The sequence below is a fragment of the Chordicoccus furentiruminis genome (assembly GCF_019355395.1).
In the GTDB taxonomy this organism is placed as follows: Bacteria; Bacillota; Clostridia; order Lachnospirales; family Lachnospiraceae; genus Chordicoccus; species Chordicoccus furentiruminis.
In genome coordinates, this window is sequence record NZ_CP048829.1 from 512,779 (window position 1) to 538,130 (window position 25,352).

Genomic DNA, 25,352 nt, shown 5'->3' on the forward strand with positions numbered 1-25,352 from the left:
TCACAGCTCGGGCGATGAGTTCCTCCATCGAGCCTTCGGGGTCAGTTATCTTCTTGTGACTCATAAAACTCGTTCCTTTCTACTTCAGGTTATCAACCCGTGTTCTCCTACACATGTTATTCTATACAGTTACTTGGAAAAGAAAGCCGGATCAGACCGGCTTCTTCACTACTTCAACAGTTAATTCTTGTATACTCGGCTCAGTATACTCTGCGCACATGATACTGCATTTCAACGTGTATGTCCCGACTTCATTCCCGACGACAAAAAACTCTATACACCTCTTAGCGCTATAGTGTCGTATCTCGTCAATAGTTATTTCAGCTTTATTCTCTGAAATATCCCAGCCATTTATACCCTGTAAGCTGATCAGTCGCTCAGGAAATTCTTCTCCTGCTTCGCGCGCACGAAGTCCTTCTAGATATATTTCTTTGCCTCTGATCTCATGTTTGGGCAACTGGAGTTCAGTGAGCATCGGTAAATCTAATGTTTCATAGATGCTTAAGCCCTCTGGAACTTCAATGTCTATTGTTATATCGGTTGCCCTACTGGTCCCATTATTACGAATAATCAGATCAAGCCAAGAAAAACCAGCCATTATCTTAGCTCTTGTCTGAAGATCTTCTGATAGTTCCTCTATCTCCGATTCGGAAGGCAGGTTGCGATTATAACGGGTTAATGTAGACACTGAGACGTTTAATCGTTCGGCATCTTCTTTCCCAAGTTTTCTGTACCAATTCTTAAGATCCGGAGTTTGCTCAGGATCTGTAGCATTGATAACTACAGGTGACAGTGTTTCGATAACAAGCTTCGGTTCTCGCTTATCTCCTGTCTTCTCTCGCAATGACGCGTTTTCCTCTTCCAAAGCACGAACCTTTTCAGTTAACTCAAGGAACTCAGCATGACTCTTCTCAATACTAAACTCAGAAGCTCGTACCCAACCAAAACGGGGTTTCCTGGCCATTTGCCGTGTCAGCGCTGCGATGACCTTTCCAGCCAACTCATCCGGATTACTCCACCAATCAACAGTTCTGTGATCGCATACTTCTGTCCTAAAATCTTTGAGCTTCTTAATACGGTCTTTTTCAGTTTCCTGGAATGTGGGTTTGACAGGAGCTTCATCCTTCATAAGAAAGGCAAGAACTGGTATACCTTGACTGACTGCATATCTGAATTCCTTCTGTGTATAGCTGATCCCTTCGCCTGGAACCTCCGAGCCGAAGCACTTACCAAATAATCAGAACATAGTAATCAGATTCATCAATATCCTTTTTGATTATTTGCCATTGATCTTCATCAGCCGCACCAAGCATTTCCATACCCACGAGGAAATGATAAATTGAAAGGATGGCATCGCGCACTTTAAGACGAGCCGTCTTCAAGTCCCTAAATGTTGAAGAGATAAAAACTTGGTACTTCTTCTCCATTGCTTGATGCGCCTCCTTTCTCGGGAGTGGATAATGATTTGCCTGTTGACAACCTGGACCCCTACGCACTTACAAACCCCATCTCGCTTCGTTAGCCTTCCCGGCGTTTCTCAGGGCGTTGGCTTCTGAAATAATTCAGGTGGGCGAGCATTTTAAGGGAGGCTCAGAACAATTTCTTATTTTGAGTTGGATGCGTGAACTGCAAAGTCATGTTCTCCGGCAAACTCCTGCGCTAATTGTTCCCATTCCTTTGCTTCATTCCGCGCTTTTTCCAATTCTCCTTGTAACTGTAGTAACTCTTCATCACGATCCTTACAACACGTACTGGTTTCGCGTACCTTTCGAAGTCCCCCATATCTATCATCAGGATACATATTGTGGAGCGGATCAAGCCAGATCACATAAAATGTGTTCTCTCTGAAAACGCCATGGATGCCACCTTTAGATTTACTGATTCGAATTTGGTACATATCTTTCAAGGCTACACCATCTGGAAGCGGAGAGGGGCATTTTTTTACATTCCTATGATCATGAACACGATACTTGCTGTATTTTCCACTTGTCAGTTCTACAACCGTGTGTGTAGAAACATCCTGCATCATATCCATGAGTTCTGCTGCCCAATTCTGACAGGTACCATCCAGATTAAAGTATTCCGTTTTATTATATGCCTCAAACGAGAACACCACAGTATCAGAGGCTTGAAAAGCTTTTCGAGCTGTTGGAATACTCGAACCTGTCTGTTTTCTCGGTCTCGGGATAACGCTAGCTGTTGTACACATATTACATCAAAGAACGATAGTACTCCTTCATATCATCTTCACTGATCACTCGCTCACAGTTTTGCCAAGGCTTCAAGTTCCCGCGTGCCTTGAGCCACGGCATTTCGGTATGATTAAGGCGTTCCAAGTCATCCCCGTCGAGATCACCGTATGAAGAATAAATCTGCCTTGCAAAGTCCAGGAATTCTTCAGGAATATCCTTTGTGTTCAACACACGGGGAATGTAGCTAAAGCCATATGGCTTATATTTTTGATAGAGATCCGGTTGGACTGCGCCGTGAACCCATGCTTCAAATGCTTCATTCACTAAATTCTCATCATAGAGCGCAAGATACCATGCTTTAGCATAATAGCAAAGCTTCTGTAGCTTTTTATGGGTCATGGACTCTATACTCAGGAAAGCATCTGCAAGGTCAAAGATATCCCCTCTCCGTTTAAAAAGCTCTGGCTGAGTAATGTTTGGTTTTTCTTCGTTATAACTGGGTTTGAAATCCCCATATCTTATATTACTCATTGTTCTCTATACCAGCCAATCCATCAGGAACGGTATCTTCATCAGATGTCAAAATGTTAAAGAGAGGTTCAGCGATTACACCACAATACACTTTGAAAAGTACTTCGTTGGTTGCCATCATTTGCTCTTGATCTTCAATAATTGACGTGATGGTCTCTTCATCCAAAGAGTAAATATCAGCATCCAAAGTGACTCTATAATATGCTTCCTTTTCAATCTCGCCTTGATCAACTGCGAACTTTAAGTTCAGGTTCTTCTTACCATCTGTAAGTTGAGAAGTTCTATTAATCGCCATGGTGCCATATCCCTCAATAGGCTCATGGCAACAATAATACCTCGGATCAAAGTACTCTTCGATATCCTCCATCCGTTTTACAAAGCAGTAATTAATCTTGCGGAGTCCGAACCGTTTTACTGTAAAGAAATCAATCTTCTCTTGGTAGATAGCAGCTATATGAGAAAATATTTCCGAGTACTCTTCAAAAGGAGAATATCCTGCTGTTGTTACGCTCAAAATGATACTTGTGTTAGAAAGCTTCAGCGTATAACCAGTTGTTTCTGCGGTGAAGCAATACTCTATCTGGCTTGTAGCTTCCTTTACCGATGTGCCCTCTATAATTGCCTGATTATTGATATTCTCGTTATAGCGATTAAATAACTTTCCCTTCAAATAAGGTTTCGCTTCAAGAACAACCTTTTCCATCTCTGCTTGAAGAACACCCTGGAAATCAAGGCGCATAATGATCTCATTCAGGAAGTTCTTCTTCAACTGTTTTCTCTCTATAGTTCTTTCCATTCTTTACGCCTCCTCCCCGTGTTTTTTTATTTCCAGGACATCATATACATCACAATCCAAAGCATTACAGATACGTGTCAGCACATCAACTGTGACAGACTCATTTTTGCCCATTTTTGTAATTGTGCCCTTTGACAAACCCGCAGCTTCTTTCAGCTCCATTTTATTCATATGATGATCAATAAGCGTTTTCCACAATGGATCATAAGAAACTGTTCTCATAAGCACCTCACTGCCAGTAGTATAAATCCCACATACATGTGCGTCAAGCCTATTTTTTTAGGACTTATCATAGGCAAGCTTATGCTACTCGATTCTAAAGCTCTCCGTCCATGTGATCGTGCCGTCTGTGTTGAAGCCGACTACAATCGCAGTCACATTATACCCCTCTGGAATCTCCCGCTCAAAGACGCGGTACTGGTCAATGCTTTCCAGCTCATTTTCTGCCCGTTCAGTGCCTGCCCTGAATCCTCGATTATAGAATCCGTACTGCACTCTTATTTCCGGCAGCTTCTCCGGCTCGTCCGTATGGATGTGATAGATGACTTCGGTGTTCTTATCTACCTCTGTGCCGATCAGCCAGAGGAGACGCTCTCCGTCCTGATAGACAAGCGTATCATATTCCTCATTCCAGGCTTTCAGTACCGTACTCTCCGGCAGTCCTTTGATTACCGGCTCCTCCCCGGCAACATATTCAATCTGCTCTCCGTTGATCCAGACTCCTGTTGGCATGACCGGGAAGCCCCGGAACTTGATCTGAACTTCAGCTTTTCCACTTACCTCGGCTTCCGCTCTGAAATTCTCACCATCAACGACTGTGATTGCCGGAGCACCACCAATAAAGATAGTATAGTCAGGTGTCGCCCCGGCATACAGGAAGCATTCACCGTCGATGATCGTCTTATCATCAACAGCCACAGTTGAAATGGAGAATTGGAATTGCTCCGTAATCCGCTTGGATATGTTGCTTTTTGCGCCAGGAACAGCGACCATAATACATCCGATCAGGCCTGCGATAAGCATTGCCCGTCCTGCCCACTTCCACACGTTGTTATCATCGGGCTTTTTTAGCCAATAAAATCATCGGATTAAATTAGCCACTGATCATCGGATTAAAAAAGCCATTGCCAGTCTTCCGGATTCTGACTAAGCTAGTGGATGACCAATGCACCAGCTGACAAAATCAATGAACAAGGAAGATATGAATGGCAATGACCTTCAGACAATCATAACACACGGCCTCAATCAAATAAAAGAGAAGATGGGGCCGAATTTCGATATCAGGAAGGTCAATCTCGCTGAGATGCAACGCATTACGAGAGTTTCCCGGGCAAAACTGCGGCGTCTCAAGAACAACAATTTTGTAGTCAGTCCCCATGGACGGACAGGCCAGAAGGCAGATAAAACTGTCCTTACTGGGTTCACTGAAACAATCGACAACCTGCTGCGGCAGAACGTTACAAATGCTCAGGTGATTTATGATCGGCTGAAGGAAAAGTCTTATACCGGAGGAATCACACAGATACGCGTTTATATCGAGGCACACAGAAATCTGATTCCACCCAAAAGGCAGCTGGTTCCTCCGCAGGGCAATCGCGGCCGACGGTATTCCACTCCGGCCGGCGAAAGTTATCAGATGGACTGGGGCTTTATTGATGTAGATACCAATGCTGACGACACGTACCGGCTTGCCTGCTTTGTCATGGTCTGCCATCACTGCGGCATGAGTTTAATCGAGTTCTTTACCAACGCCCGGCAGGAAAATCTGTTTATAGGTATGCTGCACACTTTCCAGATGATGGGCATTCCCACATACGTCCTTACTGATAATCTGTAATGTAAAGCTTCACATTAGCAGTTGTCGCACACGGTTCGAACCGGAGCGCCGCCAAAGTATTCATACATGCGGATATGGCACCGGATAAAGGTGTCCATCTTCATGTCCAAGCACGGTTCGACGTATGAATACTGGCTATAGGGGATCGTTCCGACGAACAGGTAGACTGTGATCAGTTCACCAGTGTTCATGTCTACGTAGTGCATAGTCGGGCCGGACCAGTCAACTTCTGCACGTTCTCCAGGCTTGTGCTCGATATGGTTGGTAAGGCGGTTGGCAATGGTGAATTCGGCATAACCTTCGTTGAACTTTGTCTTGCCAATAGGAATTTCGCCGTTACGTTCACAACGTTCGATGTATTCCTCATGGAGAAGTTTGAGGGTGACACCCACCCGTTTTAGTTCCTGATGTACATGTTCGTAGTCAGGATCACCGTACATGGTCTCATTCGCGAACTTCTCCGGATAGAAGAGGCGATAGACCTCAGATTTCTCAAGTGTGCGGACATCATTGTAATGAATGCCTTTTTCGTCAGCGATGTTGAAGACTTCACTGACAGAATGCCTTGAGATGTGTCTTGTGGATGCGATTATACTTCGTGACAATCCGGCATCCCGAAGCTCCATGACGAGCTTCACATTGATTTTTCTGGCCATTTTTCTGGCCATTTTTCTGGCCTCCCTTCGTTTGATTTGGAGCTGCGCTCCACTTGTAATTCTAACGAAGGAACAAACAAAAGGACGAACCTTTGCGGCTGTGCTGATCAGCGGCCAGCATGGGCTGAATTGCGGATTGCATCAAATGAGCTGAAGCGTGGCAGGGCTGCGCTGAACTGCGACTAGGATGGGCCGGGAGTCCGGAATAATCACAAAGCATATGGATTCCGGAATATCCAGAACATGATGGATATGGTGTACCTCGTATGCTCAGATATCCGCATTCCACTTCCCAACCGAAAGCCTGAGCCTCAGAAAACAGCTTGATTACAAGGAAAAGTGGCATTTCCGACCCACAGGGATGCCAGAAGAGTCATAGAGATACGCCTTATTATATGAGCAGAAGCTCTGAAATACAAAGAAAAAAGACTGCCGCTCAGAATAGAGAGGCAGCCGCTGAATGAAATTCGTTTTAGATCACTCTCGCAAGAATCTCTGGTCTTGGGCACGCATTCAAAAGGACTCACATCTTCACATATCGTCAAGCCCAAGCTTCTTTCCGTAAGAAGAATATGCGAGGCGGAAGTTCTCGCTCTGTGTCGGATAGCGGTATCTCTTGATATCCTGATCCTTCGGATAATTAAACTGCCCCGCACAACGCATGATCACGGTCTTGCATTCCGGGCAGCACTCTGCCGCAAGACGCTCGAACTGATTGATCAGCATATCCGGATCCGCGCTGGAATTCGCCCAATTTTCCCAATGATCCGGAATTAAAACTTTCGCGTGCAACGCCTTGCCGAGACGAGCCGCATCATACGGAGTCATCTTGTCAAATGCACCCGGCTCGTTCCAGCCAATATCAAAAATCGCAACATCGATATCGTATCTCTTTCCAATCGCGACATAGGCGTCATTGTACCAGGTATCGCCGAGGAAAAGTATATTTCCAGCTGATGTTTTAAATAAAAACGAAGTTGCGACGTCCTCATACGGCTGATCCGCTCCGTCTCCGGTCTTCGTCGCGCAGTCATCGAAATTATAAAGAAACTCCACCTCAACGCCGGGAAGCCTGATGCTCTCGCCGACATGCGCGGTTACGATCCTGTCTTCCGGAACTTCAAATTCCCTGAGGCGATTGGTGGTCTCCGGCGGTGCGACATAAACCGCGTCGGTCGTCTGCATCGTTCCCTTGACAGTATAAATGTCACAGTGGTCGTTATGCACATGTGTGCAGAACACGCCGTCGACTCTGTGGAACGAGAACGGATCGATCACCTGCGGATTCAGTCTCAGCCAGTTCATGCTCGGCGCACCGTTCTGCTTGCAGACACCGCAGTAATCAATTGTCGTGTAATGAGACGGGCCGCACCACTGATCAATAAGGAAAATGCCACCTTCATCAGACTTCAGCACCCAGGAAGGACCGCCGCACCACCAGAGCGCAACCTCGCCCTTCGGGACCTCATAGTTCTCAATCCATTGGTTAAGGAAGGTCCCCCACTCAGGGAACGATTCGAGAATCCAGCGTTCCCGCGTCATCGGGCGATTGGTCCGGATCCATTTGCCAGACACAATTCCGCGTCCATCCGTCTTTTCAACGCCATTGTCCATAACAATCTTTTTTTCTTCACTCATCTTACGTCCTCCTGTCTTTTAGATAAAATGACACTTTGCTCAATTCTCCTGATAGACTGTGTATCTGTCACTCTGACGGTTCGCCGCACAAATGAGATCTCCATGACTCGAATGAACGACTGTCACATTTGCCGGACCGCCGTGCTCATCAACCATGTCTGCAGTAATCTTCCCGTTTTTCATCTCAATCAGATACAATTCCATACCGGCTGACCGATAACCGACAAGGAAAGCGTTTCTTCCGTTCAACCTGCCACCCCAGATTGCGTGTCCAAAAGCATGCTCTCCTGGCAGCGTCCAGATTTTTTCCATTTTTCTGCCGATTCTTTTATAGATGTTGAAATGTTCTCCATGAAACGGGGTGATCGTTCCATATTCCATCTCTCCGTCTCCATCGATATCAGCAATCACACAATCACTCGTCGGCTCATCTATTTCATTTGCAACCGTCCAACCGTCTGCCGCGCCTCCCTTATTCCCGCTACACACTTCATCCTCCAGCATGTGCTCAGACGCTCGAATGCCTTCTTTCGGCGGAATCAGCCGGTTCACTCCGTTCTTCCCGGAGATCAAGACTCCTTCCTCACCAGTGAGCCCGATCTTCGTCAATCCATGATTCTGAATAACCCCTGTCCAAACCATGTGGAAATCAGTGATTTCGCGGTTCTCATAATCGATTTTTCCTACATAAATGCCGCCCGGGTAACGCCAGTCATCAATGTATTCTTTTGTTTTGCAGAGAGTTGAACACAACAGATAATCTTCGCCACTAACGGTCAGGAGTTCGATGCGATGAACAAACGGAAGCTGGAGCACTTCTTTATGCGTATAATTTCCGTCGTCCTCCCATCCCCAGATCACAACGGCTTCCTCAGACTTGAATACCGGATAGAATTTTTGAATGCAGAGGAACTCTCCGTCTCGTTTGGGAATAGGGATAATATTCATTCCGCCGCCTGGTCCTTTAGATGCATGAGTCACTTCAAGCGTTTCCGGATTCACCAGATCGATCGTTCCATTTCCCTCCGTCTCGGAGACGAACGCAATCTCTTCCTTTCCGCCGCGAAATACTTTTCCAGCGCCATAACATCCGATGCATCTCTCGTCTTTCAACACTGTAAATGCCACATTCGCACCTTCCTTTCTTCTATATCATTTCACTCATCGTTCTGATTTCTTGAATATACAATCAGAAGAACGATAAGAATCGTACCATTCACAATGGTCCGAACCGCCTCGGAAACGTTGAGGATCGTCAGAAAATCCGTGATGATCGTCATAATCAGCACGCCTGCAATGGTCCCGACATAACTTCCTTTGCCGCCGGAAACAGCTGTGCCTCCGAGAATGACGGCAGCGATATTTTCAGGATCATACCCTGTACCGACCTCTAGATAGGTTGTGCCTGTATATCCGACAAGCATAAAGCCGACAAAAGCACACATGATCGGAGAAAACAGATAAATGATGCCACGCAGTCTTTTTGTCGCAATTCCGGAAAATCTCGCTCCGACCGGATTGGCGCCAAGCGCGTAAACCTTTCGTCCAAACGTCGTGTATTTCATGACGATGATAAAAATCGCCGCGAGAACAGCCCAGATAATGATAATGCCGGAGACAGGCCCGACCGTATTCATTGATGTCAGCTTCGTCAGCATCGGAGAGGAAGACCCCTTCGGCGCACCGCCCGTTGTCACCATTGCGATGCCCTCAACGATAATTCCCATGCCGAGCGTCATGATGAATGGGTTGATCTTAAAGAAATTAATTCCCGCTGCTTCGATCATGCCGACCACAAGCCCCGTGAGCAGTACCAGAACCAGCGCTTTCAGGAAATTCGCGTCCTTCCCCTGCAAAACTTCTGCTCCTACGACGTTTCCGATCATGATGATGTACGGAACGCCCATATCGATTCCGCCAATCAGAATAATCAGATTCTGACCGATACAGACAATTCCCAGAAAGGCCGCTATGCGGAGCATGCTCAGCAGATGATGCGGTTTCAGATATCCCGGAGAAATGACATTTGCGGCAATCAGCATAATCGCAAGTATGATATAAACAAGAACCTGTGGCTGCAGGACTTTGTCTTTGAGCTCCTGCCTGTTCATCGCTTTTATGTTTTCCATATATCTTATCTGCTCCTTTATTCTTCCTTATTTTTGATGGAGCTGATTGCCAGCGCGACGATAAGGACGATCCCCTTTATCAGAAACTGATAGTTTGTGTCAATTCCGTTCAGATTCAGCAGATTGCTGATCATCGTGAAAATAAACACGCCGAACATTGTCCCGAGAAAATCTCCGTTGGCTCCCAGCATCGAAACCCCTCCGATGACGGACGCCGCAATCGCATTCATCTGCATGCCCATTCCGATCGTCGGATCTCCGGAGTTGATATAAATTGCCTCATAAATTCCGCCAAGGCCGCAGAGAAGTCCTGATATTGCAAAGGCCATAATTCCGGTCTTCTTGACATGGATTCCAGCCGAATATGCAGACTGCTGGTTTCCGCCGATTGCCCGCACCGCTTTTCCGAACGGTGTCCTGCGGAAGAGTCTCCGCACAATGATAAGTACGATCAGCATGATAACAAGGCTGTTTGGAATCGCATCGAAGAATTTGAATTTGATAAAATGGTAAAATCCCATATGCATGGAACCTGTCGGAACCGGCATAAACAGAAGTGCGAATCCTGCGTAAACGATTTGCATCGAAATTGTAACAATGAGCGCCGAAAGCTTAAACTGGTAGGTAATATATCCGTTCAAGGCTCCGCATCCGAAGCCGACTGCCATGGCTGCCAGTACGCCCGGAATCCAGCCGCCCGCCGCATCTGTATTCATAAGTAAAACGCATACGACATTTGTCAGGGATACGATCGATCCAAGGGAAATATCGATCCCGGCCGTAAGCAGACAGATTGTCTGACCGAATGCGACCATCATAAGCGGAAAGGCCGACTCAGTCAATCTCGTGAAATTCCGTGTCGTAAGAAACACGGGATTCATTGCTGCCACAATATTAAAGCCCAAAAGAAAGAGTCCCGCAAAAATCACACTCGCGTACCGATGGGAAAAATCGGGATTCTTCAAAAGTGCTTTGACTTTGTTCATCACTCTTCACCTCACTTTTACTGCTTCCCGGTGATACCCATCGCCAGACACATGATGTTTTCTTCCGTGAGCTCCTCTCCGGAAAGAATTCCTGTAATTTCTCCCTCATACATAACGATTACCCGGTCACTCATTCCGATGACCTCCATCATGTCGCTCGAACAGAGAATAATGCCGACCCCTTCACCGGCTTTCGAGCGCATGATGTTGTAAAAATCGCTCTTCGATCCGACATCAATGCCGCGGGTCGGATCATTGAACAGCATCACCTTCGGATGCGTACCGAGCTCTTTTCCGAGAACAACCTTCTGCTGATTCCCGCCGCTTAATGAGGAAACCGAGTTATTAAGACTCGCAAGTTTAATCTTGAGTTCTTCCTGAGTTTCCCTCGCAAATTCCTCTTCTGCCTTCAGCTGAATAAAACCGCCCTTTGAACGTTCCTTGAGAGAACACAGTGCCAGATTCTGTCTGATAGACAGCATAAGCATCAATCCTTCTCTCTTTCGGTCGCTTGGAACCAGCGCGATCCCATTTTTCAGCGCCTGACCTGCGTTTCTGATCCGCACTTTTTTTCCGTTAATTTCAATCTCGCCTGCGGAAAGTGGATGAAGCCCGCTGATCGCATTCAAGAGTTCCGTCTGTCCATGCCCCTGCAACCCGGCAATCCCGAGGACCTCGCCCCTGTGCAGTTCAAATGACACATTTTTCAGAATCTCAGACTTAAGTCTATCAACCTTGAGGAGTACTTCGTCCCCAACCCTCTCTGCTTTCCGCGGATAGATCTGAGAAAGCGAACGTCCGACCATCATTTTAACGAGGCCTCCCGCATCGATTTCACTGATCTTACTGGTCGCTACGACCTCGCCGTCCTTGAAAACCGTGATATAATCTCCGATTTCGAAGATCTCCTCCATTCTGTGAGAAATGAAGATGATGGTTTTTCCTTTCTGAACCAGCGTGCGGACGATGTTGAAAAGAGTTTTAACTTCTTCCGTTGCCAGTGAGGATGTCGGTTCATCAAGAATGATGATCTGCGGATCCCTGAGCAGAATCTTCAGAATCTCAGCCATCTGCTGCTGCGCAATCGAAAGACGTCCTGCAATCGCTGTCGGTTCGATCTGAATATTATATGTATTCATGAGTTCGATCACCCGGCTGCGGACGGTCTTTTTATCGATCATTCCAAACCGGCCGCGCGGTTCAATCGAAAGAAATAAATTTTCCTCAACCGTCAGTTCACTGATCAGAGTCAGTTCCTGAAATACCATCGCAATACCGTTGGCTGCGGCCTGCTGAGGCGTCTCGATCTCCACTTTTCTGCCGTCAAGGAAGATATCGCCTTCATCCCTGTGATAAATACCAGCGAGAATCTTGAGAACGGTACTCTTCCCGGCACCGTTCTCTCCGGCGAGCACATGAACGGTTCCCTTCCTTACTGAAAAACTGACATCATTCAGTGCTCTGTTTCCACCGAAGGACTTGCTGATATGTTCCAGTGACAGATAATCCTGTTGCATTTTTGCACCTCGTACCGCTTAAGGCGGTTCCCTCTCAAGCAGTTTTTACTGTATCTCCGTTTTCAATCCCGATGATGTCCGTTTTACTGGAATCTGTCATGCTCACAGCCAACGGATTTATTTCTCCGGATGCTGCGTTTATATGCTGCATTTATTCCATTCTCCGGTTCTCTCGGGTCTTTCCTGCTCTCAGTTCGTCAAATCGGCCGGCCGGTTCCGTTTACGCGGAGGCGGCCGGCGGAATTTTCATCTTTCCTGTTCAGCTGTCACTCATAATAGAAGCATGTTCCTGTAAGCGAACACATTCGTGAAATCGTCTGCCGTTTCCTTATGTTTCACTCACTCTCGGCATCGCTCCCGTACATTTCCTGAAGAGTTGCTTCATCAAGAATCGACGGCGCCCAGTAATTGTCATCGAGGTCTTCGCGGACATAATCTCCCAGTGTTTCATCTGTGACCGGGGTCATATCATAAACATTGACCTTATCATAAGATCCTCCCGTAATCGCCGTGAGGCCGAGATCAAGCGCATCGGCACCTGAGGTATTCGGAGAGATCGGGCAGCAGCTTGTAAAACCGTCAGCTTGGCGGGCAGCCCACATCTTCAGAAATCCATTATTGGCCTCACCCGTAATCGGAACGAGATCTCTTCCAGCAGATTCATAAACATCGATGCAGGCCCGGCTCATTGCGCCGCCGAGAGAAAGGATCCCATCGATATCATCATGCGCCGAAACGAGCGATTCCATCGCGGTCTTTGCTGTCGCATAGTCATAATCACAGTAATTCGTCGAAATAATCTCGATATCCGGGAATTCGGACTCCAGGGTCTCCGATGCTCCCTGAACCCGGAGCTCTGCATTCTTGGATCCTGCCTGCCCGGCCAAAAGCACAATCTTGCCTTTACCGCCCAGCTGTTCGCCAAGCCACTCGGCATCCGACTTTCCAAAAGCGTAATTATCAACTGTAAGAGAAGCTGTCACATTGTCCGTATCCACACCTGCATCAAAGGAAATGACCGTAATTCCCTCATCCATCGCGTCCTCCACGGCCGGGATCAGCGCGGTCGGAGATGCTGCGGTAAGGCAGATGATGTCGACGCCCTTTGTGATCAGATCTTCCATGTCAGAAACCTGTTGAGAAGCGTCGCCATCAGAGTTGGTCGTGTAATACTCTTTGACAATCCCCTGCTCCTTATACATCTCGGCCTGCTGCTCAAAAGTCTTCTCCATCTGGACTCTCCAGGTATTGCCGAGCGAAAAATTGCACAACGCGACTGTATAGCCGCCCTCAGGGACTTTGGATGTGTCAATATCAGCAAACGTACCAGTCGTCGTGGAAACTGCTTCCGCCACAGATTCCGTTCCGGATTCCGCCGAAACGCTTAACGCTGAACCTGCGATCAAACTCGCCGTGATCAGACACGACATCATAGGGACCATGTTTCTCTTCTTAAGCATTGCTTTTTCCTCCTTTTTCTGGTGAACCGTTACCATTTTCCACTCTTAGGCGCCTGATCTTGACTGATCAATCTATGCGCCGGTGTCCGTGGCACCATCCCATCCTGTGCTGTCTTACTGTACTGTCCCGCCCGCAGCCACCAGACTCATCGATTCGCCTCTACCTGTATACGTCTCAGGCATTTCCTTAACTAATCATCATTATAAAATTCTCTAAATCAATGTGCAATACCGTTTTGATTAATTGTATACTATTCCGTCGTTATGTACACAGTTGATAGGCAAGAATTGTGCACATTTCCACATGGAATTCATAATACAAAGATCAGTATTCTTTAATGGTCTTTTTTTTCGCTGTTTTTTCTAAAAGAAAAGCAAAAGAGCCAGAAGAGCTAGCTAATTTAACCTCTTCTGGCTCTTTTGCGTCTGATGCCTGCATTCATTCACATGATCAGCAAAATCGGAACTGACTCCATTCACTCTTCTTCAAGCGGGACGCCTCTCAAAAAGAATTCTTTCGTAAAATAGTCCATATCATCGTTCACTTTGAACGAATGCCGGTTATGGTGAGTCAGCAGACGAAGCACGCGATTCTCGTCACGCGCCACAAAAGACTCGATAATTTCTTCATGCTGCCGGTACTGTTTGTCGCCCGGAATTAAAAAGTCCTTTCTCCAACACAGCAAAAAACGGTTCTGCTTGTGAATTTCATCCATGAATTTATAGATCTGGTCGTTTTTGGCAATCCGCGCAATCTCCATATGAAATGCAACATCTTCTTTCAAAAGTGTACAGATATCGTTGTTCAGACTGGCCTTATAGCAAGCCTCGCTGTGAATGTGCATCTCCCGGAAATCATTATTGCTCCCATAAATAATCGCAAGCTTTGCCGCAAGATTCTCCAAATCCGTTCTTACGATCTCCAGTTGCAGTATCTTCTCATCATTCCACTGCGCCACCGTTGTATTGCAGTTAATCCGGCTTTCGAGAATACCTCCGTTCGCTAATTCCTGCATTGCAGCTCTCACAGGTGTCCGGCTGATCCCGAATTCTTTCGCTAATTTTGCCTCCGAAATACGATCACCGGGCTTTAATTTGCCCCCTAGAATTTCATTGACCAAATAATCATAAGCTTTTTCTTTCAAACTCATGCCTGGCTTTTTATTTTTCGCTTCTCCTGTATCCATCTTCTGTTTCTTCGTCCCCTCTGATCTTGCGTAAATTTCTGACAGTCATTGATATTGACGACCATTTACATTTCATTTTCCTCTTGAAACATGGCTGTTCTTCTTGTTGTTTCTCCAGTCACATGATTGCACTAATTTTCCAATTTTGCCATCTGCATTTCATGCTATGTATTCGTTTTTAATAATAGTATACCATTTGTCTCCAAAGAACACAATATCACCTTCCACAAGTCATTGTTACAATGGCCTGCATCAGGTATAGGAAGTTTCTTTCATCGGACCGATATTTAAACATAATCATTGATGTATTTACCGATATGATCTACCGATACGAGATCTTCTGTAGATAAAATGAGCACCTTGAAACCTGCATAAAATCAGGTAAAATCGGCATTTTTCAGTTACTATTTCAACCTGTTTATGGCATCATATTCTTAGAGATATTACCGATATGAACAAGGAGTGATACCATGGCTGAAACAAGAATTCCTGAGGAGATAAAGCAGTACCGTCCCGGTCCTTGTACGGAGATCAAGCTCATTAGCGGACATTATTACGTATATATGTACCAGTCCATGCGCCTTCCCAGTGGAAGATGGGGTAAAAAGACCGGAAAAAGCATAGGCACCATTGTTCCCGGCACCGGGTTTATTCCGAACAGGAACTACCAGCTGTATACCGGCGATGAGTCCCGGGATGAGATCACCGTTCTTGAGTACGGACAGTATGCCCTGATCGGTGAAGTCGCCAGGGATATCCGCGCTGCATTGGAAAGCTGTTTCCCGCAAGACCGCGCTTCCCAGATCTTTGCGTATGCCTGCATCCTGTATGCAAACGGGTTTGTCCATCTTGACCAGGTACAGGCTTATTACGAACAGAGCTGGCTGTCGCAGGAATATGCGTCTCTCCCTTTCAAAATGGGGAAAACTGCTCTGGGAAACCTGCTTGATGATCTCGGCCGCCGTACAACGAGGGTCGTTAACTATGAAAACGCAACAATCCTGAAATCTTCTTCTGCGGTTGCTATTGATGGCCATGCCATCCGATGCTGCTCCGACGATCATGATCTGGGAGAAGCAGGGTATAAATTCAACAGCCTTAAAGAAGACCAGGTGAACCTTCTCATGGGATACGATATCAACACAGGTGTGCCGCTTTTTGCGCGTATGTATCGCGGGGCATGCAACGATAAATCCACGATGGAAGACATCGCCGACCTGCTTGCGTTCTCCGGGATCCTGTTTGTCGTGGACCGGGGGTTCTATAGCACTAAAAACCTGAAGATTCTTTCGGCGAACGACAACACTTACATCATTCCGGTTCCTTCCAATACAGATATCTTCCGGAATGCCATGAAAGATATCCAATATACAGACAGTTTCTACTTCCGATCCGGCAAGAAGCATGCCAGGATCGAATATATGTCCCGGAGGGTATCGGATAACACCTATGTTTATGTCTTCCGTGACATCGATGAAAACGAAAAATGCCGTTATAACTACCAACACTGCATGGAGCTTGGGCGTTCCGGATATACGCGGGAGAAGTTTGAGCAAAACAAGGAAACATTCGGTGTGTATGTCCTGCAGAGCAACTGCGCCAAATCCCCAGAAGAAGTGTTCAGCGGGTATAAAAAGCGCTGGGGCATTGAAACGCTTTACCAGTACATGAAGAACAAGGCAGACTTTAATGACCTTATGATTTCGGACTACTATAAAGAACAGGGCTTCGCGTTCCTGATGCTTATCACCGGGCAGATCCATCAAAAAATGATCGCTGCGGTAAAGAAACTCGACAACAACGCCATTTCCGTACATGATATCCTGCTGATGGCAAGATGCATGAAAATGGAACGGCGGGGCAGCAACTGGAATCTCAAAAACGCCAGAAAACGGGATCTCCAGATGCTGAAGCAGCTTGGTTTTGAACCGAAGATCACGGTAACGGATTCATAAGGAATCCGGCAACATATCGGTAAAAACCTAAATGATTGTGGTTATATTGCGAGCTTTATTATGAACCTTTACGATTGCCATGAATCTGTCTCCTTAATAGTGTTACTTTTATTATATTGTATCACTATTAAGGAAAAATATCAAATGTTACGTGTCACTATTATGCAAAACTATGTCAGTGCAGGGGGTTCTGAACAGTTACCTCTTTGGAAGAAACATCCAGTACCTTGCTGAAGGAAGGCAGAACCTTTGTGATGCCCTCCTCTTCCCTTACCGCCTTCACAATGTCCGCCAAAGACATCTGGTCCGTGTCAATCGTACACTCAAGCTGATAGATCTGCACACCGTCGTACTGCTGACTTCCAATATGCGCCATGGAATCACGGACGCCAAACGCCGTAACCACCAACGCACCGGAACAGCCGATACCCGCCAGCATCATAAGCATCCGGATCTTATACCGAAGCATATTCCGAAGCGTCGCCTTTCGGAGAAAGGACAGCCTCTTCCAGACCGGAGTGCAGTACTCAAGAAGGATCCGCCTTCCGGGCTTCGCCGACTTCGGACGAATCAGAGATGCCGGAGTCTCCCGCAACACCCGCGCGCAGGCTGCCAGGGTTCCGAGGCCAATGGAAAGAGCCGTGACAAGAAGCGTCACAACGGCCAGTTTTTCGTCAAATATATACCGGAGCCCGATAAAGTCGTAAAGTGTGGAATACGCCGCCCAGAATCCCCGTGGCAGGAAATAAGTCCCGACGAAAAAGCCTCCCGCCCATCCGAGAATTGCAGCGCTCAACGCATACCGCAGGTACTTGCCCATAATAGCAGTTTCCGAGTAGCCGAGAGCCTTGAGCGTTCCGATCTGGCCGCGTTCCTCCTCCACCATCCGGAGCATGGTCGTCACGCATACCAGAAGTGCAATCACGATAAAAAAAGCTTCAATCACAAATCTTATGGGATAAGGGGTTGCGAATATAACCCTTCCTGCTGGCGTCAAACAGCCTGAGGAAGAAATAATCGTCATCCGGAAGTCCGTAGGCCTGTCGCCGTAAGACTTTGATCTTGTTGTTGATGCCCTCCATCTTGCCAGAGGAGATTTTATAAGTTGCATGGGCTATGATGCCCTCAAAGTGGTTTCCAAGGAGTCTTCCGAACCACTGAAGATGACTGTTTCCGGATGCACTGCAGGTATCCATGATCCAGGTGATGTCATCCGCCATACGGGCTTCATCAGTGCGGGTGTAGGAAAGAGACAGACGCTCCTTAATCAGATCAAGCGTGAACAGAAGCTTGTTCTGACTGAGAAGTTCGTCATATCTTGCTTCATAACCCTCTTTCCGGACGTACTCTTCCTTGGGAAAGATGGAACCGGACCGGCTGATCGGCTCACCTGTCCTGGCTTGCGCATCTTTCGCCTGAAGCGTTGATCGACTTGACATCAGGATGTAACGGGTCTTTTTTAAAGCCCTTGCCTCCTCCATAAGGCCTTCCTCATACAGGCGGCGCTGCTCGTCCTTGCGGACTTCACTGACCACCTTGTCGTTGAAGTTCTTTACGATGTGGAAGTAATCGAACACCGGCTGTATCCAGGGGCATTTTTCCTCAAAAGCCTCCTGGAAATCGGAGTTCATGTCGCAGGCGACGGCCTCGACAGAGTCCATCCATTCCAGGCCGACATGGTCGATGAAGTCATAGACCACCTGCTTTTTCTTCCCATGGGAGATCCAGAGGATATGGCCGGTATCAAGATCTATGATGTGGGTGGCATAGCGGTGGCCGTTGTGGAGCTTGAACTCATCAATGGCAAGCATTTTTGCCGGCTGCTCCGGTCTGATCAGTTTCGTGCCGTCGATGGTATAGAGCTCCTTCAGGCGCTTAAGGTCTAAGGCTTTGACCGTGTTCTTTCCGAGCCCGGTGATCTCAGCTACCTGCTTGAGCGTGTAAGTGCCAAGTGCCAACAGATCCCTGGTATACTGGTACAGTTCCACAGATATCTGATGGCCGTCTGCTTTGAACGGAACAGACTGCATATGGGAATGTCCGCATTTGCAGATGAGCTGCACGCGGTCAAAATGGATCGCACTGAGGCTTCCGCCAAAGCAAAGATGCCGGAGCGTAAGATCCCGGTGACCGTTGATGTGCATACGGCTTCCACACTTTGGACATCTGCGGTCAGCATCCGCCAGATCGAGCTTGCCGTTAAAGCACAACACTTCGCGGCCGGAAGCTGCCCGGTGTACGCTTGTGTCAGAATTATTAAAGCCTTCCAGCCGGGAGGGGATGCTTAAAAAAGTATATCTGTTTTCAGAGAATGCCAGTTGTCCATCGGACTCAGTATGTGTATAATTCATGTACGGGCCACCGCCTTGTTGAGTTTGTACACTTCTGCCAGGAAATACAGTCTCAACTATAGACGATGGTCCTTTTTCTATGCAACTGTTTTTGGCCCGGTTTAAGGGCCGGGGCGTCCTTACGCCCCTTGATTACCCTGCCGCTCCTGGATGGAGCAGTGTCAGGGGAAGAAGGCCTTTTATGCTCACGCCCTTTGGGCGGGAGGGATAAATGGCCGGATGACCTTGACACTGGTACAGCCAGGTGCTACCTGAAATTACCTGGGATACCACCTATCCCATAAGAAAAGTGATTGACCCTAAAAAAAAGCGGAAAGATATTCGCGATCGAGTGAATGATCGAGGTGTCGTTCTCAAAGCTCCTGTATCCCGCGTTTTCATCACGAGTGAGCACATATACCTTCGGCTCCTCAACGGCACTTCCGACATCCTCAGACGCCGCCATCTCTTCAGCGGATGCAGCGGATTCCTTCCCTGCCGCCTCTTCAGACACCGCTAAACCGGAGACGGATGCCTGGGGTGATGCCCCTTGTGCCGCTGCTGCCGCCGCTTCCTTGATCCTGGAAAGTATGCTCTCGTACCGGATCTGCGAAAGAGCCTTTGCCTCCTTCTCTACCTTGTCCTGATATTTTTCTACCAGATCCTCATATTCCTCCCCGAAAATTCCATCCGGCGCCTTCTCTGCACTGTCAGGATTCAGCACCAGATCTGCCCCGGTATAATAATCGGAAGTAAAATTATCCGCAGGCAGATAGAGATAGCCCCTGCGCTCTCCCGTACCGCCGGAAGCACTCCCTCTGTCGGAGGAGAGAAACAGCGGCGAATTGACCAGACCGACGATTGTATACTCTTCATTTGCGAGTAGATCCCTTGTGTCCGCATCATTGTCCGCAGAAACCGTTATGGTTTTTCCGATATCACTCTCCGAGAAGGCGCGGTGATCCGCCAGACATTCGGTATCCTTTTCGGGCAGACGTCCCGCATACAGACTCGGGATGTTGATTCTCTCCGGAAGAGACAGAACCTGATAATCCTTTCCTGTCCCCGCAAAGTCAAAAATCACATCCGCCGTCTTCTCCCCTTCCGCATCATAGATACCGGAAACCTTTCCCAGTTCTTTGATGTCGTCTTCGGAAAAACCAAGGGTGGAATAGATTCTGTAATCATACATGTTCTCAGCCGCCAGGTACCGGCCTGCCGCATCCCACATCTGCTCCTTCGTCACCTTGAGCCCCGACAGAAAACCTACGGACAGCAGCACAATCAAAAGAATCGCAAAGTACCTCTTCTTCTGAGTAAGAATGCTGCGACGCGCCAGTTTCCCTGCTGTCTTGCCCTGTCTCACCATTCCAGTTCCTCTGCTTTCTTCGGGTGCTCATTCACTCCATCCGCCACAATCCGCCCCGACTGAATCCGGAGAATCCGGTCTGCCATCTGGGCAATCGCAGAGTTATGGGTGATCATAAGCACGGTAGTCCCGTTCTCCCTGCCAAGATCATAGAGCATCTTCAGCACCGCCTTACCGGTCACAAAATCCAGCGCACCTGTGGGCTCATCACACAGAAGCATCCTCGGATTCTTGGCGAGAGCCCTGGCAATCGCAACCCGCTGCTGTTCCCCTCCGTATAGCTGGGAAGGAAAGTTCCCCATCCGCTTGGAAAGGCCGACCATATCCATAGCTTGTTCTGCCGGGATCGGATGATCGCAGAGCATCGCCGCAATCTCCACATTCTCAAGAGCCGTCAGGCTGGGGATCAGGTTGTAGAACTGAAAGACAAAGCCCACATCTCTGCGCCGATAATTCACAAGTTCCCTCTCCTTCATGGCGGAGACTTCTCTCCCGTCAAAAAGAATGGTTCCGGCGCTTGCCCGATCCATGCCTCCCAGCAGATTCAGCAGTGTCGTCTTGCCGGCGCCGGAGGCACCCAGAAGGACACAGAACTCCCCCTCCTTCACCGAAAAAGATACATCATCAAGGGCATGAACCTCGCCCTCTCCCTGCCCATAGGTCTTATATACGTGTTCAAAGCAGATCAGTTCCATGGACACCCCCATAGCGGTATGATAAAGATTTTCTTGATTTTAAAGCAGGCGCCTGCACCACACTGTAATCATCTAATCAATATTGTTCCAGAACTGCAAAAAGACAGCGATTTCTTTCGATATGAATTCATTGTATCAAAGAAGCCTGACTACTTCTATCGTTTATTGAAAATACCCGCAAATTCTCATAATCTCCGTCATTGAATGGATAGTATTATTTTTTCTGCTGCAAACCTGGAGGTGCATGTACGCGAAACAATTTTGCAAGCGCTTCCTCCCGAAAAAACAATATTCAAAAAAATTGACAAGTTCAAGTCTGTCTGCTGGCAATTTCCTCTTCCAGAAACATTAAAATCCCTACGTAAACGCAGGCAGAACAAAAAAGAAAGGTCGGAAAATGGAGAACAGTTATGGATTTAAGATCAGATGAAGTTTTTAAGAAGGGAAACGATATTCACAACGAGAGACAGGACGGTGCCAGTCACTCCATTGGCCAGGTCTTAAAGAAATATAGGAAAGCCGCTGGACTTACACAAGCTCAGCTGGCCAATAAGATGAATACTCATAAAAATACCATCTTCGCTTGGGAGAACGACGTACAGATGCCAAGTCTCGAAAAAACCATGGAGCTGTGCCTTATTCTCCATATGCCAATTCAGGAATTATCCGGGATCTATGAGGGCGGGGAACCTTCTTCTATTCCCGATCCATTGGAAAGACGATTGCATAACAGCTACGAAAGCCTATCTGACAACTACAAGCTTATGCTGGTAAATATCGCCGAGTCCATGACCCGTCAGCAGGCGGACGAAAGAGACCGTATGCTTGAACAGGACGTTTCTTTCTTCGAACACTCGGTTACGAAGGCTGCCGCTGGTACTGGCTGCGCTTACGGTGATATTCCTGTTGATTATTGTTTCATCCGCACCAATCCACGATACAGGAATGCGGACGCTGTGATTACCGTTGATGGCCACAGTATGGAACCCCGCTATCAGGATGGCGATATGGTCTATGTGAAATACACGAATGACGTTCCTGATGGTTGTGACGTTATCTGCCAGTCCAATGACGGTCAGTTGATTAAGCGGAAGCAGGGAGATGTCTGCGTCTCATTCAATCCCAATCCGCAGTACGTCCTTCACAAAAGCGAAGACGATCATGTTGCCATCATTGGTCAAGTTCTCGGAATCGTTAATCCGGCAGACATCATGGACGAAAGCTTATATTCAGAACTTGAGAACGTGCATTCTAAGGATCTTCGGAATTTCAACAAGAGACACCATATGGACAATTAAGGGAGGCATTGCGATGGCAAACAAACGCATTTATGTGAAAGTCGATTCCAGCTTCGATGAAACCGGAGCAATGATGCCGACTGCCTTGATCTGGAAAAACGGGAAAGTTTATAAAATCGACAGCATTCGTGATTATCGTCCGGCGGCATCTCAGATCGGGAAAGACCTGCCCGGAGACTGTTATACCGTTGTAATCGGCGGACAGGAAAAGCATCTGTTCTTTCAGAAGGCCGATCCGCTATTTCCATCAAAAATCGGTAGATGGTTTGTTATGTGTTAGTGAGACGAACGAAACAAGGACACCGAGTCGTTGGCAATTATTGAAAGGATTAGACCATGACTGATGAAGAATTTATTTCACAGATACGATCGGAATTTGGATATCATGGAATGCGTGATGCCAAACGATTCTTTGAGGAACCGGATGTCAAAAACGAGAAAGATGAGCGTGTTCGCACAGCAATGATGCTGGCGTTTACAAGTAATAAACGACGGGCTCGAGAAAAATTCACGCCGAAGAAATACCGAAAGGAATAAGGGTAACTTTTTCCTGTTAAAAAGTAATCTCACGAGGAGGTGATGCCGTATGTCGGAAAACACAACGATCTGGAATCCATGGCATGTATGCACAAAGGTGTCACCGGGATGTAAGAATTGCTACATGTTCAGAAGGGACTCGAAATACGGCATAGACTCTACCCTCGTCCATAAGACGAAGAGTTTCCGGATGCCAGTTCAGAAGGATCGGCACAAGAATTATAAAGTCCCGAGGGGATCGACTGTCTACACCTGCTTCACATTAGATTTCTTCCACAAAGATGCCGATGAATGGAGACCCGATGCATGGGCGATGATAAGGGAAAGATCAGACTGCCATTTCTACATGGTCACAAAGAGACCGGAAAGGATAGCCGCTGCTCTCCCATCCGAAGGCTGTCCAAAGAACGTCACAATTGTCTGCACCTGTGAGAATCAGTACTGGACCGATAAAAGGTTGCCGGTGTTCGTAGCACTGCCACTTCCTCACAAGGAAATCATACATGAGCCGATGCTGTCCTCCATCCATATAAGGAACGTAGGTCCGCACAGTCGATGGCTTGACTCCCAGTTCTTCGGCGACCCTGCTTTCCACATCCGGCAGACCTTTATACTCCTCCATCAGTTCTTCAATCGAACGAGATAAAGCAGTACTATACCGGCCGCCTGTGATCAGAATCTTTCTTATCTTCGCCGTGGACATTTTTATTCCCTAATCTTCCAGTTCCTCCTGAAACACACGCAGCGACTTATGTTCTGCCCTTTGTCCCGGTGTCCAGTTTGCTCCTCCGATCGAAGAGTCCTCTTCTGTGTCATCATAATAATCGCCATAAAGATCACAGATGTGATCAATGAAGTCTTCATTTCTGTTCATTTTTCTTATCACACTTTCATGTCACACAAGCAAAATTTCTCTTTCCCGTTCGCGAGGGAGACGTGTGATGATCACACTCGGCTTCTCCTCAACCGTTGACAATAAAACCACACCATCCCGACTCCCACGCTTCCACCTACCGTGTTTGCAATAACATCATTTATATCGGTCATACCCAAACCCGTTATTCCCTGTAGAAGTTCGATGCAAATACTGACAGCGATGCAGATCAGGATTGTTGTGATGCCTTTCTTTTCGACGCTTCTGACCGATTCCACGCAGGGTTCTTCGTCCTTCACATCCTTATCTACGCCTGTGCTCACAGCCTCCCCTGCTTTCCCTTCTTCCGATGAAGCAATATCTCCATCTCCACATAAAAAATGAAGATACACAAGATACCCAAGCGGCACGAACAGGAGCACATTCAAAATAGCTGCCTCCCAATACACACCTGCTAAGTGCCCGGAAGCATCCATACCGAAGATGGCTTTTAAAATGCTCCAGATCTGCTCCGCCACACTTTTCGTTGTGTTTACTGCGTGTCCGTAGTCACTGGCGCTTACATCCACGCTGAAACGGACACGGATCAGGAAAGTGTAATAAAGAAGAACAGTTCCATAGATCACCGAGATGACCGCGCGTAAATTTTTACTGCGTAAGGAGATACGAAAGCCGAGGATGATGAAGAAGGAGAAGATGATTAGACGGAGTATGAAGATCAATGATGTGGTTGTCTCCTCCTCTTCTGGTGTGGTTGTTACTGCGTATATTCCTTCATCTGGTCAGCGGTCCCAGCATAAAAAGGCTCGATAATCATTGCGCACAAGGACATTTTCCTAATTTATAAGAAACAAAAACGCCAATGCAAAAAATCACCAAGGAAATAATATCAAGGACGACAGTAGCAGAAAAAAGTCTATTCTTCCTAACAATAATCTTACTATTTTCTACAATCTCTGTCGCACAATCAAGTTCAATTTGTGAATACTTCTCTCCTTTAATCATATGGTTTATATCAGCACTCTCAAAATTATATGATTTCTGTATTTTATTAATATATTCATTTCCATCCGACATGCAGGCAATATACTTGTAGAATAATAAGTTTTTATTAGGCGATTGATATTCAAATTTTGAAGTCTTTGATTTCGGAAACAAGCCAATTAGTCCTATAACAAAAGAAACTCCTATAAAAAAATCAACGGCAATCTTTAACAGGAGATTCAAACTTTCTATAGATGTAACGGCAGCGAATATCGCAATATTCAATGCTATAATAGCTGCAAGCTTTGCCTCAGCATAATTAAGCCAGCCAATCACCTTATCCAATTGTTTATCTAAAAAATCATATAATTTCATAACTAA

29 protein-coding genes are annotated in these 25,352 nt (G+C 46.9%); 7 read left to right on the forward strand and 22 right to left on the reverse strand.

Going from position 1 to position 25,352, the window contains the following annotated elements:
* Positions 1–151: 151 nt before the first annotated feature.
* From G4C92_RS02435 to G4C92_RS02465, 7 genes are all read right to left on the reverse strand, one after another.
* Complete coding sequence (locus G4C92_RS02435) at positions 152–1,129, reverse strand: hypothetical protein (protein WP_274941022.1); 978 nt, start codon at positions 1,127–1,129, stop codon at positions 152–154.
* 97 nt (positions 1,130–1,226) lie between these two features.
* Positions 1,227–1,427, reverse strand: coding sequence for a DUF4062 domain-containing protein (locus tag G4C92_RS02440; RefSeq protein WP_274941023.1), 201 nt, complete (start codon positions 1,425–1,427; stop codon positions 1,227–1,229).
* A 176-nt stretch (positions 1,428–1,603) separates the two neighbouring features.
* Positions 1,604–2,209, reverse strand: coding sequence for a hypothetical protein (locus tag G4C92_RS02445; protein ID WP_274941024.1), 606 nt, complete (start codon positions 2,207–2,209; stop codon positions 1,604–1,606).
* 1 nt (position 2,210) lies between these two features.
* A complete protein-coding gene (locus G4C92_RS02450; protein ID WP_274941025.1) occupies positions 2,211–2,723 on the reverse strand; it encodes a Panacea domain-containing protein in 513 nt (170 codons plus the stop codon).
* Positions 2,716–3,519, reverse strand: coding sequence for a TIGR04255 family protein (locus G4C92_RS02455; protein WP_274941026.1), 804 nt, complete (start codon positions 3,517–3,519; stop codon positions 2,716–2,718). The genes G4C92_RS02450 and G4C92_RS02455 overlap by 8 nt, the downstream gene beginning before the upstream one ends.
* A gap of 3 nt (positions 3,520–3,522) precedes the next feature.
* Positions 3,523–3,681 (reverse strand): helix-turn-helix domain-containing protein, encoded by a 159-nt coding sequence (locus G4C92_RS02460; protein ID WP_334299936.1) that lies wholly within the window; start codon positions 3,679–3,681, stop codon positions 3,523–3,525.
* Positions 3,682–3,825: 144 nt separating this feature from the next.
* Positions 3,826–4,542 (reverse strand): hypothetical protein, encoded by a 717-nt coding sequence (locus G4C92_RS02465; RefSeq protein WP_274941028.1) that lies wholly within the window; start codon positions 4,540–4,542, stop codon positions 3,826–3,828.
* Positions 4,543–4,705: 163 nt separating this feature from the next.
* On the opposite strand from G4C92_RS02465, the gene G4C92_RS02470 reads away from it, so the two are divergent.
* Positions 4,706–5,356, forward strand: a complete 651-nt coding sequence (locus tag G4C92_RS02470; RefSeq protein ID WP_274941029.1) for a hypothetical protein — start codon at positions 4,706–4,708, stop codon at positions 5,354–5,356.
* Positions 5,357–5,370: 14 nt separating this feature from the next.
* Here G4C92_RS02470 and G4C92_RS02475 read toward each other — a convergent pair whose 3' ends face one another.
* The 8 genes from G4C92_RS02475 to G4C92_RS02510 all read right to left on the reverse strand — a co-directional run bounded on the left by G4C92_RS02475 (position 5,371) and on the right by G4C92_RS02510 (position 14,929).
* A complete protein-coding gene (locus G4C92_RS02475; RefSeq protein WP_274941030.1) occupies positions 5,371–6,024 on the reverse strand; it encodes a hypothetical protein in 654 nt (217 codons plus the stop codon).
* Between the two features lie 519 nt (positions 6,025–6,543).
* Entirely contained in the window at positions 6,544–7,650 is a 1,107-nt protein-coding gene (locus G4C92_RS02480) for an MBL fold metallo-hydrolase (protein ID WP_274941031.1), read from the reverse strand.
* Positions 7,651–7,689: 39 nt separating this feature from the next.
* Positions 7,690–8,778: a hypothetical protein gene (locus tag G4C92_RS02485; protein ID WP_274941032.1), complete on the reverse strand. Its 1,089-nt coding sequence runs from the start codon at positions 8,776–8,778 to the stop codon at positions 7,690–7,692.
* A gap of 29 nt (positions 8,779–8,807) precedes the next feature.
* Positions 8,808–9,779 carry an ABC transporter permease gene (locus tag G4C92_RS02490; protein ID WP_274941033.1) on the reverse strand — a complete coding sequence of 324 codons (972 nt, stop codon included), beginning with the start codon at positions 9,777–9,779 and terminating at the stop codon, positions 8,808–8,810.
* 17 nt (positions 9,780–9,796) lie between these two features.
* Entirely contained in the window at positions 9,797–10,597 is an 801-nt protein-coding gene (locus tag G4C92_RS02495) for an ABC transporter permease (protein WP_274941034.1), read from the reverse strand.
* Between the two features lie 185 nt (positions 10,598–10,782).
* Positions 10,783–12,282 (reverse strand): sugar ABC transporter ATP-binding protein, encoded by a 1,500-nt coding sequence (locus G4C92_RS02500; protein ID WP_274941035.1) that lies wholly within the window; start codon positions 12,280–12,282, stop codon positions 10,783–10,785.
* Positions 12,283–12,617: 335 nt separating this feature from the next.
* Positions 12,618–13,742, reverse strand: a complete 1,125-nt coding sequence (locus G4C92_RS02505) for an ABC transporter substrate-binding protein (RefSeq protein ID WP_274941036.1) — start codon at positions 13,740–13,742, stop codon at positions 12,618–12,620.
* A gap of 476 nt (positions 13,743–14,218) precedes the next feature.
* Entirely contained in the window at positions 14,219–14,929 is a 711-nt protein-coding gene (locus G4C92_RS02510) for a GntR family transcriptional regulator (protein ID WP_274941037.1), read from the reverse strand.
* Between the two features lie 470 nt (positions 14,930–15,399).
* Here G4C92_RS02510 and G4C92_RS02515 point away from each other — a divergent pair, with 470 nt between their 5' ends.
* Entirely contained in the window at positions 15,400–16,884 is a 1,485-nt protein-coding gene (locus G4C92_RS02515) for a transposase (protein ID WP_274941038.1), read from the forward strand.
* Between the two features lie 175 nt (positions 16,885–17,059).
* On the opposite strand, the gene G4C92_RS02520 is transcribed toward G4C92_RS02515, so the two are convergent.
* The 4 genes from G4C92_RS02520 to G4C92_RS02540 all read right to left on the reverse strand — a co-directional run bounded on the left by G4C92_RS02520 (position 17,060) and on the right by G4C92_RS02540 (position 21,290).
* Complete coding sequence (locus tag G4C92_RS02520; RefSeq protein WP_274941039.1) at positions 17,060–17,809, reverse strand: FtsX-like permease family protein; 750 nt, start codon at positions 17,807–17,809, stop codon at positions 17,060–17,062.
* A gap of 13 nt (positions 17,810–17,822) precedes the next feature.
* On the reverse strand, positions 17,823–19,235 hold the full coding sequence (locus tag G4C92_RS02525; protein ID WP_408611719.1) for an ISL3 family transposase: 1,413 nt from the start codon (positions 19,233–19,235) through the stop codon (positions 17,823–17,825).
* Between the two features lie 247 nt (positions 19,236–19,482).
* Positions 19,483–20,583: a hypothetical protein gene (locus G4C92_RS02535; RefSeq protein ID WP_274941040.1), complete on the reverse strand. Its 1,101-nt coding sequence runs from the start codon at positions 20,581–20,583 to the stop codon at positions 19,483–19,485.
* Positions 20,577–21,290: an ABC transporter ATP-binding protein gene (locus tag G4C92_RS02540; protein ID WP_330654763.1), complete on the reverse strand. Its 714-nt coding sequence runs from the start codon at positions 21,288–21,290 to the stop codon at positions 20,577–20,579. Before G4C92_RS02540 ends, G4C92_RS02535 begins: the two co-directional genes overlap by 7 nt.
* Before the next feature lie 192 nt (positions 21,291–21,482).
* Between G4C92_RS02540 and G4C92_RS02545 the strand changes: the two genes are divergently transcribed.
* From G4C92_RS02545 to G4C92_RS02565, 5 genes are read left to right on the forward strand one after another with little or no spacing between them, the layout of a single operon-like run.
* Entirely contained in the window at positions 21,483–21,698 is a 216-nt protein-coding gene (locus G4C92_RS02545) for a hypothetical protein (RefSeq protein WP_274941041.1), read from the forward strand.
* On the forward strand, positions 21,689–22,576 hold the full coding sequence (locus G4C92_RS02550; protein WP_274941042.1) for an XRE family transcriptional regulator: 888 nt from the start codon (positions 21,689–21,691) through the stop codon (positions 22,574–22,576). The genes G4C92_RS02545 and G4C92_RS02550 overlap by 10 nt, the downstream gene beginning before the upstream one ends.
* 13 nt (positions 22,577–22,589) lie before the next feature.
* Positions 22,590–22,856 carry a hypothetical protein gene (locus G4C92_RS02555; protein WP_274941043.1) on the forward strand — a complete coding sequence of 89 codons (267 nt, stop codon included), beginning with the start codon at positions 22,590–22,592 and terminating at the stop codon, positions 22,854–22,856.
* 56 nt (positions 22,857–22,912) lie between these two features.
* Positions 22,913–23,113: a hypothetical protein gene (locus tag G4C92_RS02560; RefSeq protein ID WP_274941044.1), complete on the forward strand. Its 201-nt coding sequence runs from the start codon at positions 22,913–22,915 to the stop codon at positions 23,111–23,113.
* A 49-nt stretch (positions 23,114–23,162) separates the two neighbouring features.
* Positions 23,163–23,759, forward strand: coding sequence for a DUF5131 family protein (locus tag G4C92_RS02565; RefSeq protein ID WP_274941045.1), 597 nt, complete (start codon positions 23,163–23,165; stop codon positions 23,757–23,759).
* Between the two features lie 66 nt (positions 23,760–23,825).
* On the opposite strand, the gene G4C92_RS02570 is transcribed toward G4C92_RS02565, so the two are convergent.
* The 3 genes from G4C92_RS02570 to G4C92_RS02580 form a co-directional block, all read right to left on the reverse strand.
* Entirely contained in the window at positions 23,826–23,999 is a 174-nt protein-coding gene (locus G4C92_RS02570; protein ID WP_274941046.1) for a hypothetical protein, read from the reverse strand.
* Positions 24,000–24,058: 59 nt separating this feature from the next.
* On the reverse strand, positions 24,059–24,709 hold the full coding sequence (locus tag G4C92_RS02575) for a VanZ family protein (RefSeq protein ID WP_274941047.1): 651 nt from the start codon (positions 24,707–24,709) through the stop codon (positions 24,059–24,061).
* Positions 24,710–24,800: 91 nt separating this feature from the next.
* Entirely contained in the window at positions 24,801–25,346 is a 546-nt protein-coding gene (locus tag G4C92_RS02580; protein ID WP_274941048.1) for a hypothetical protein, read from the reverse strand.
* Between the last annotated feature and the right edge of the window lie 6 nt (positions 25,347–25,352).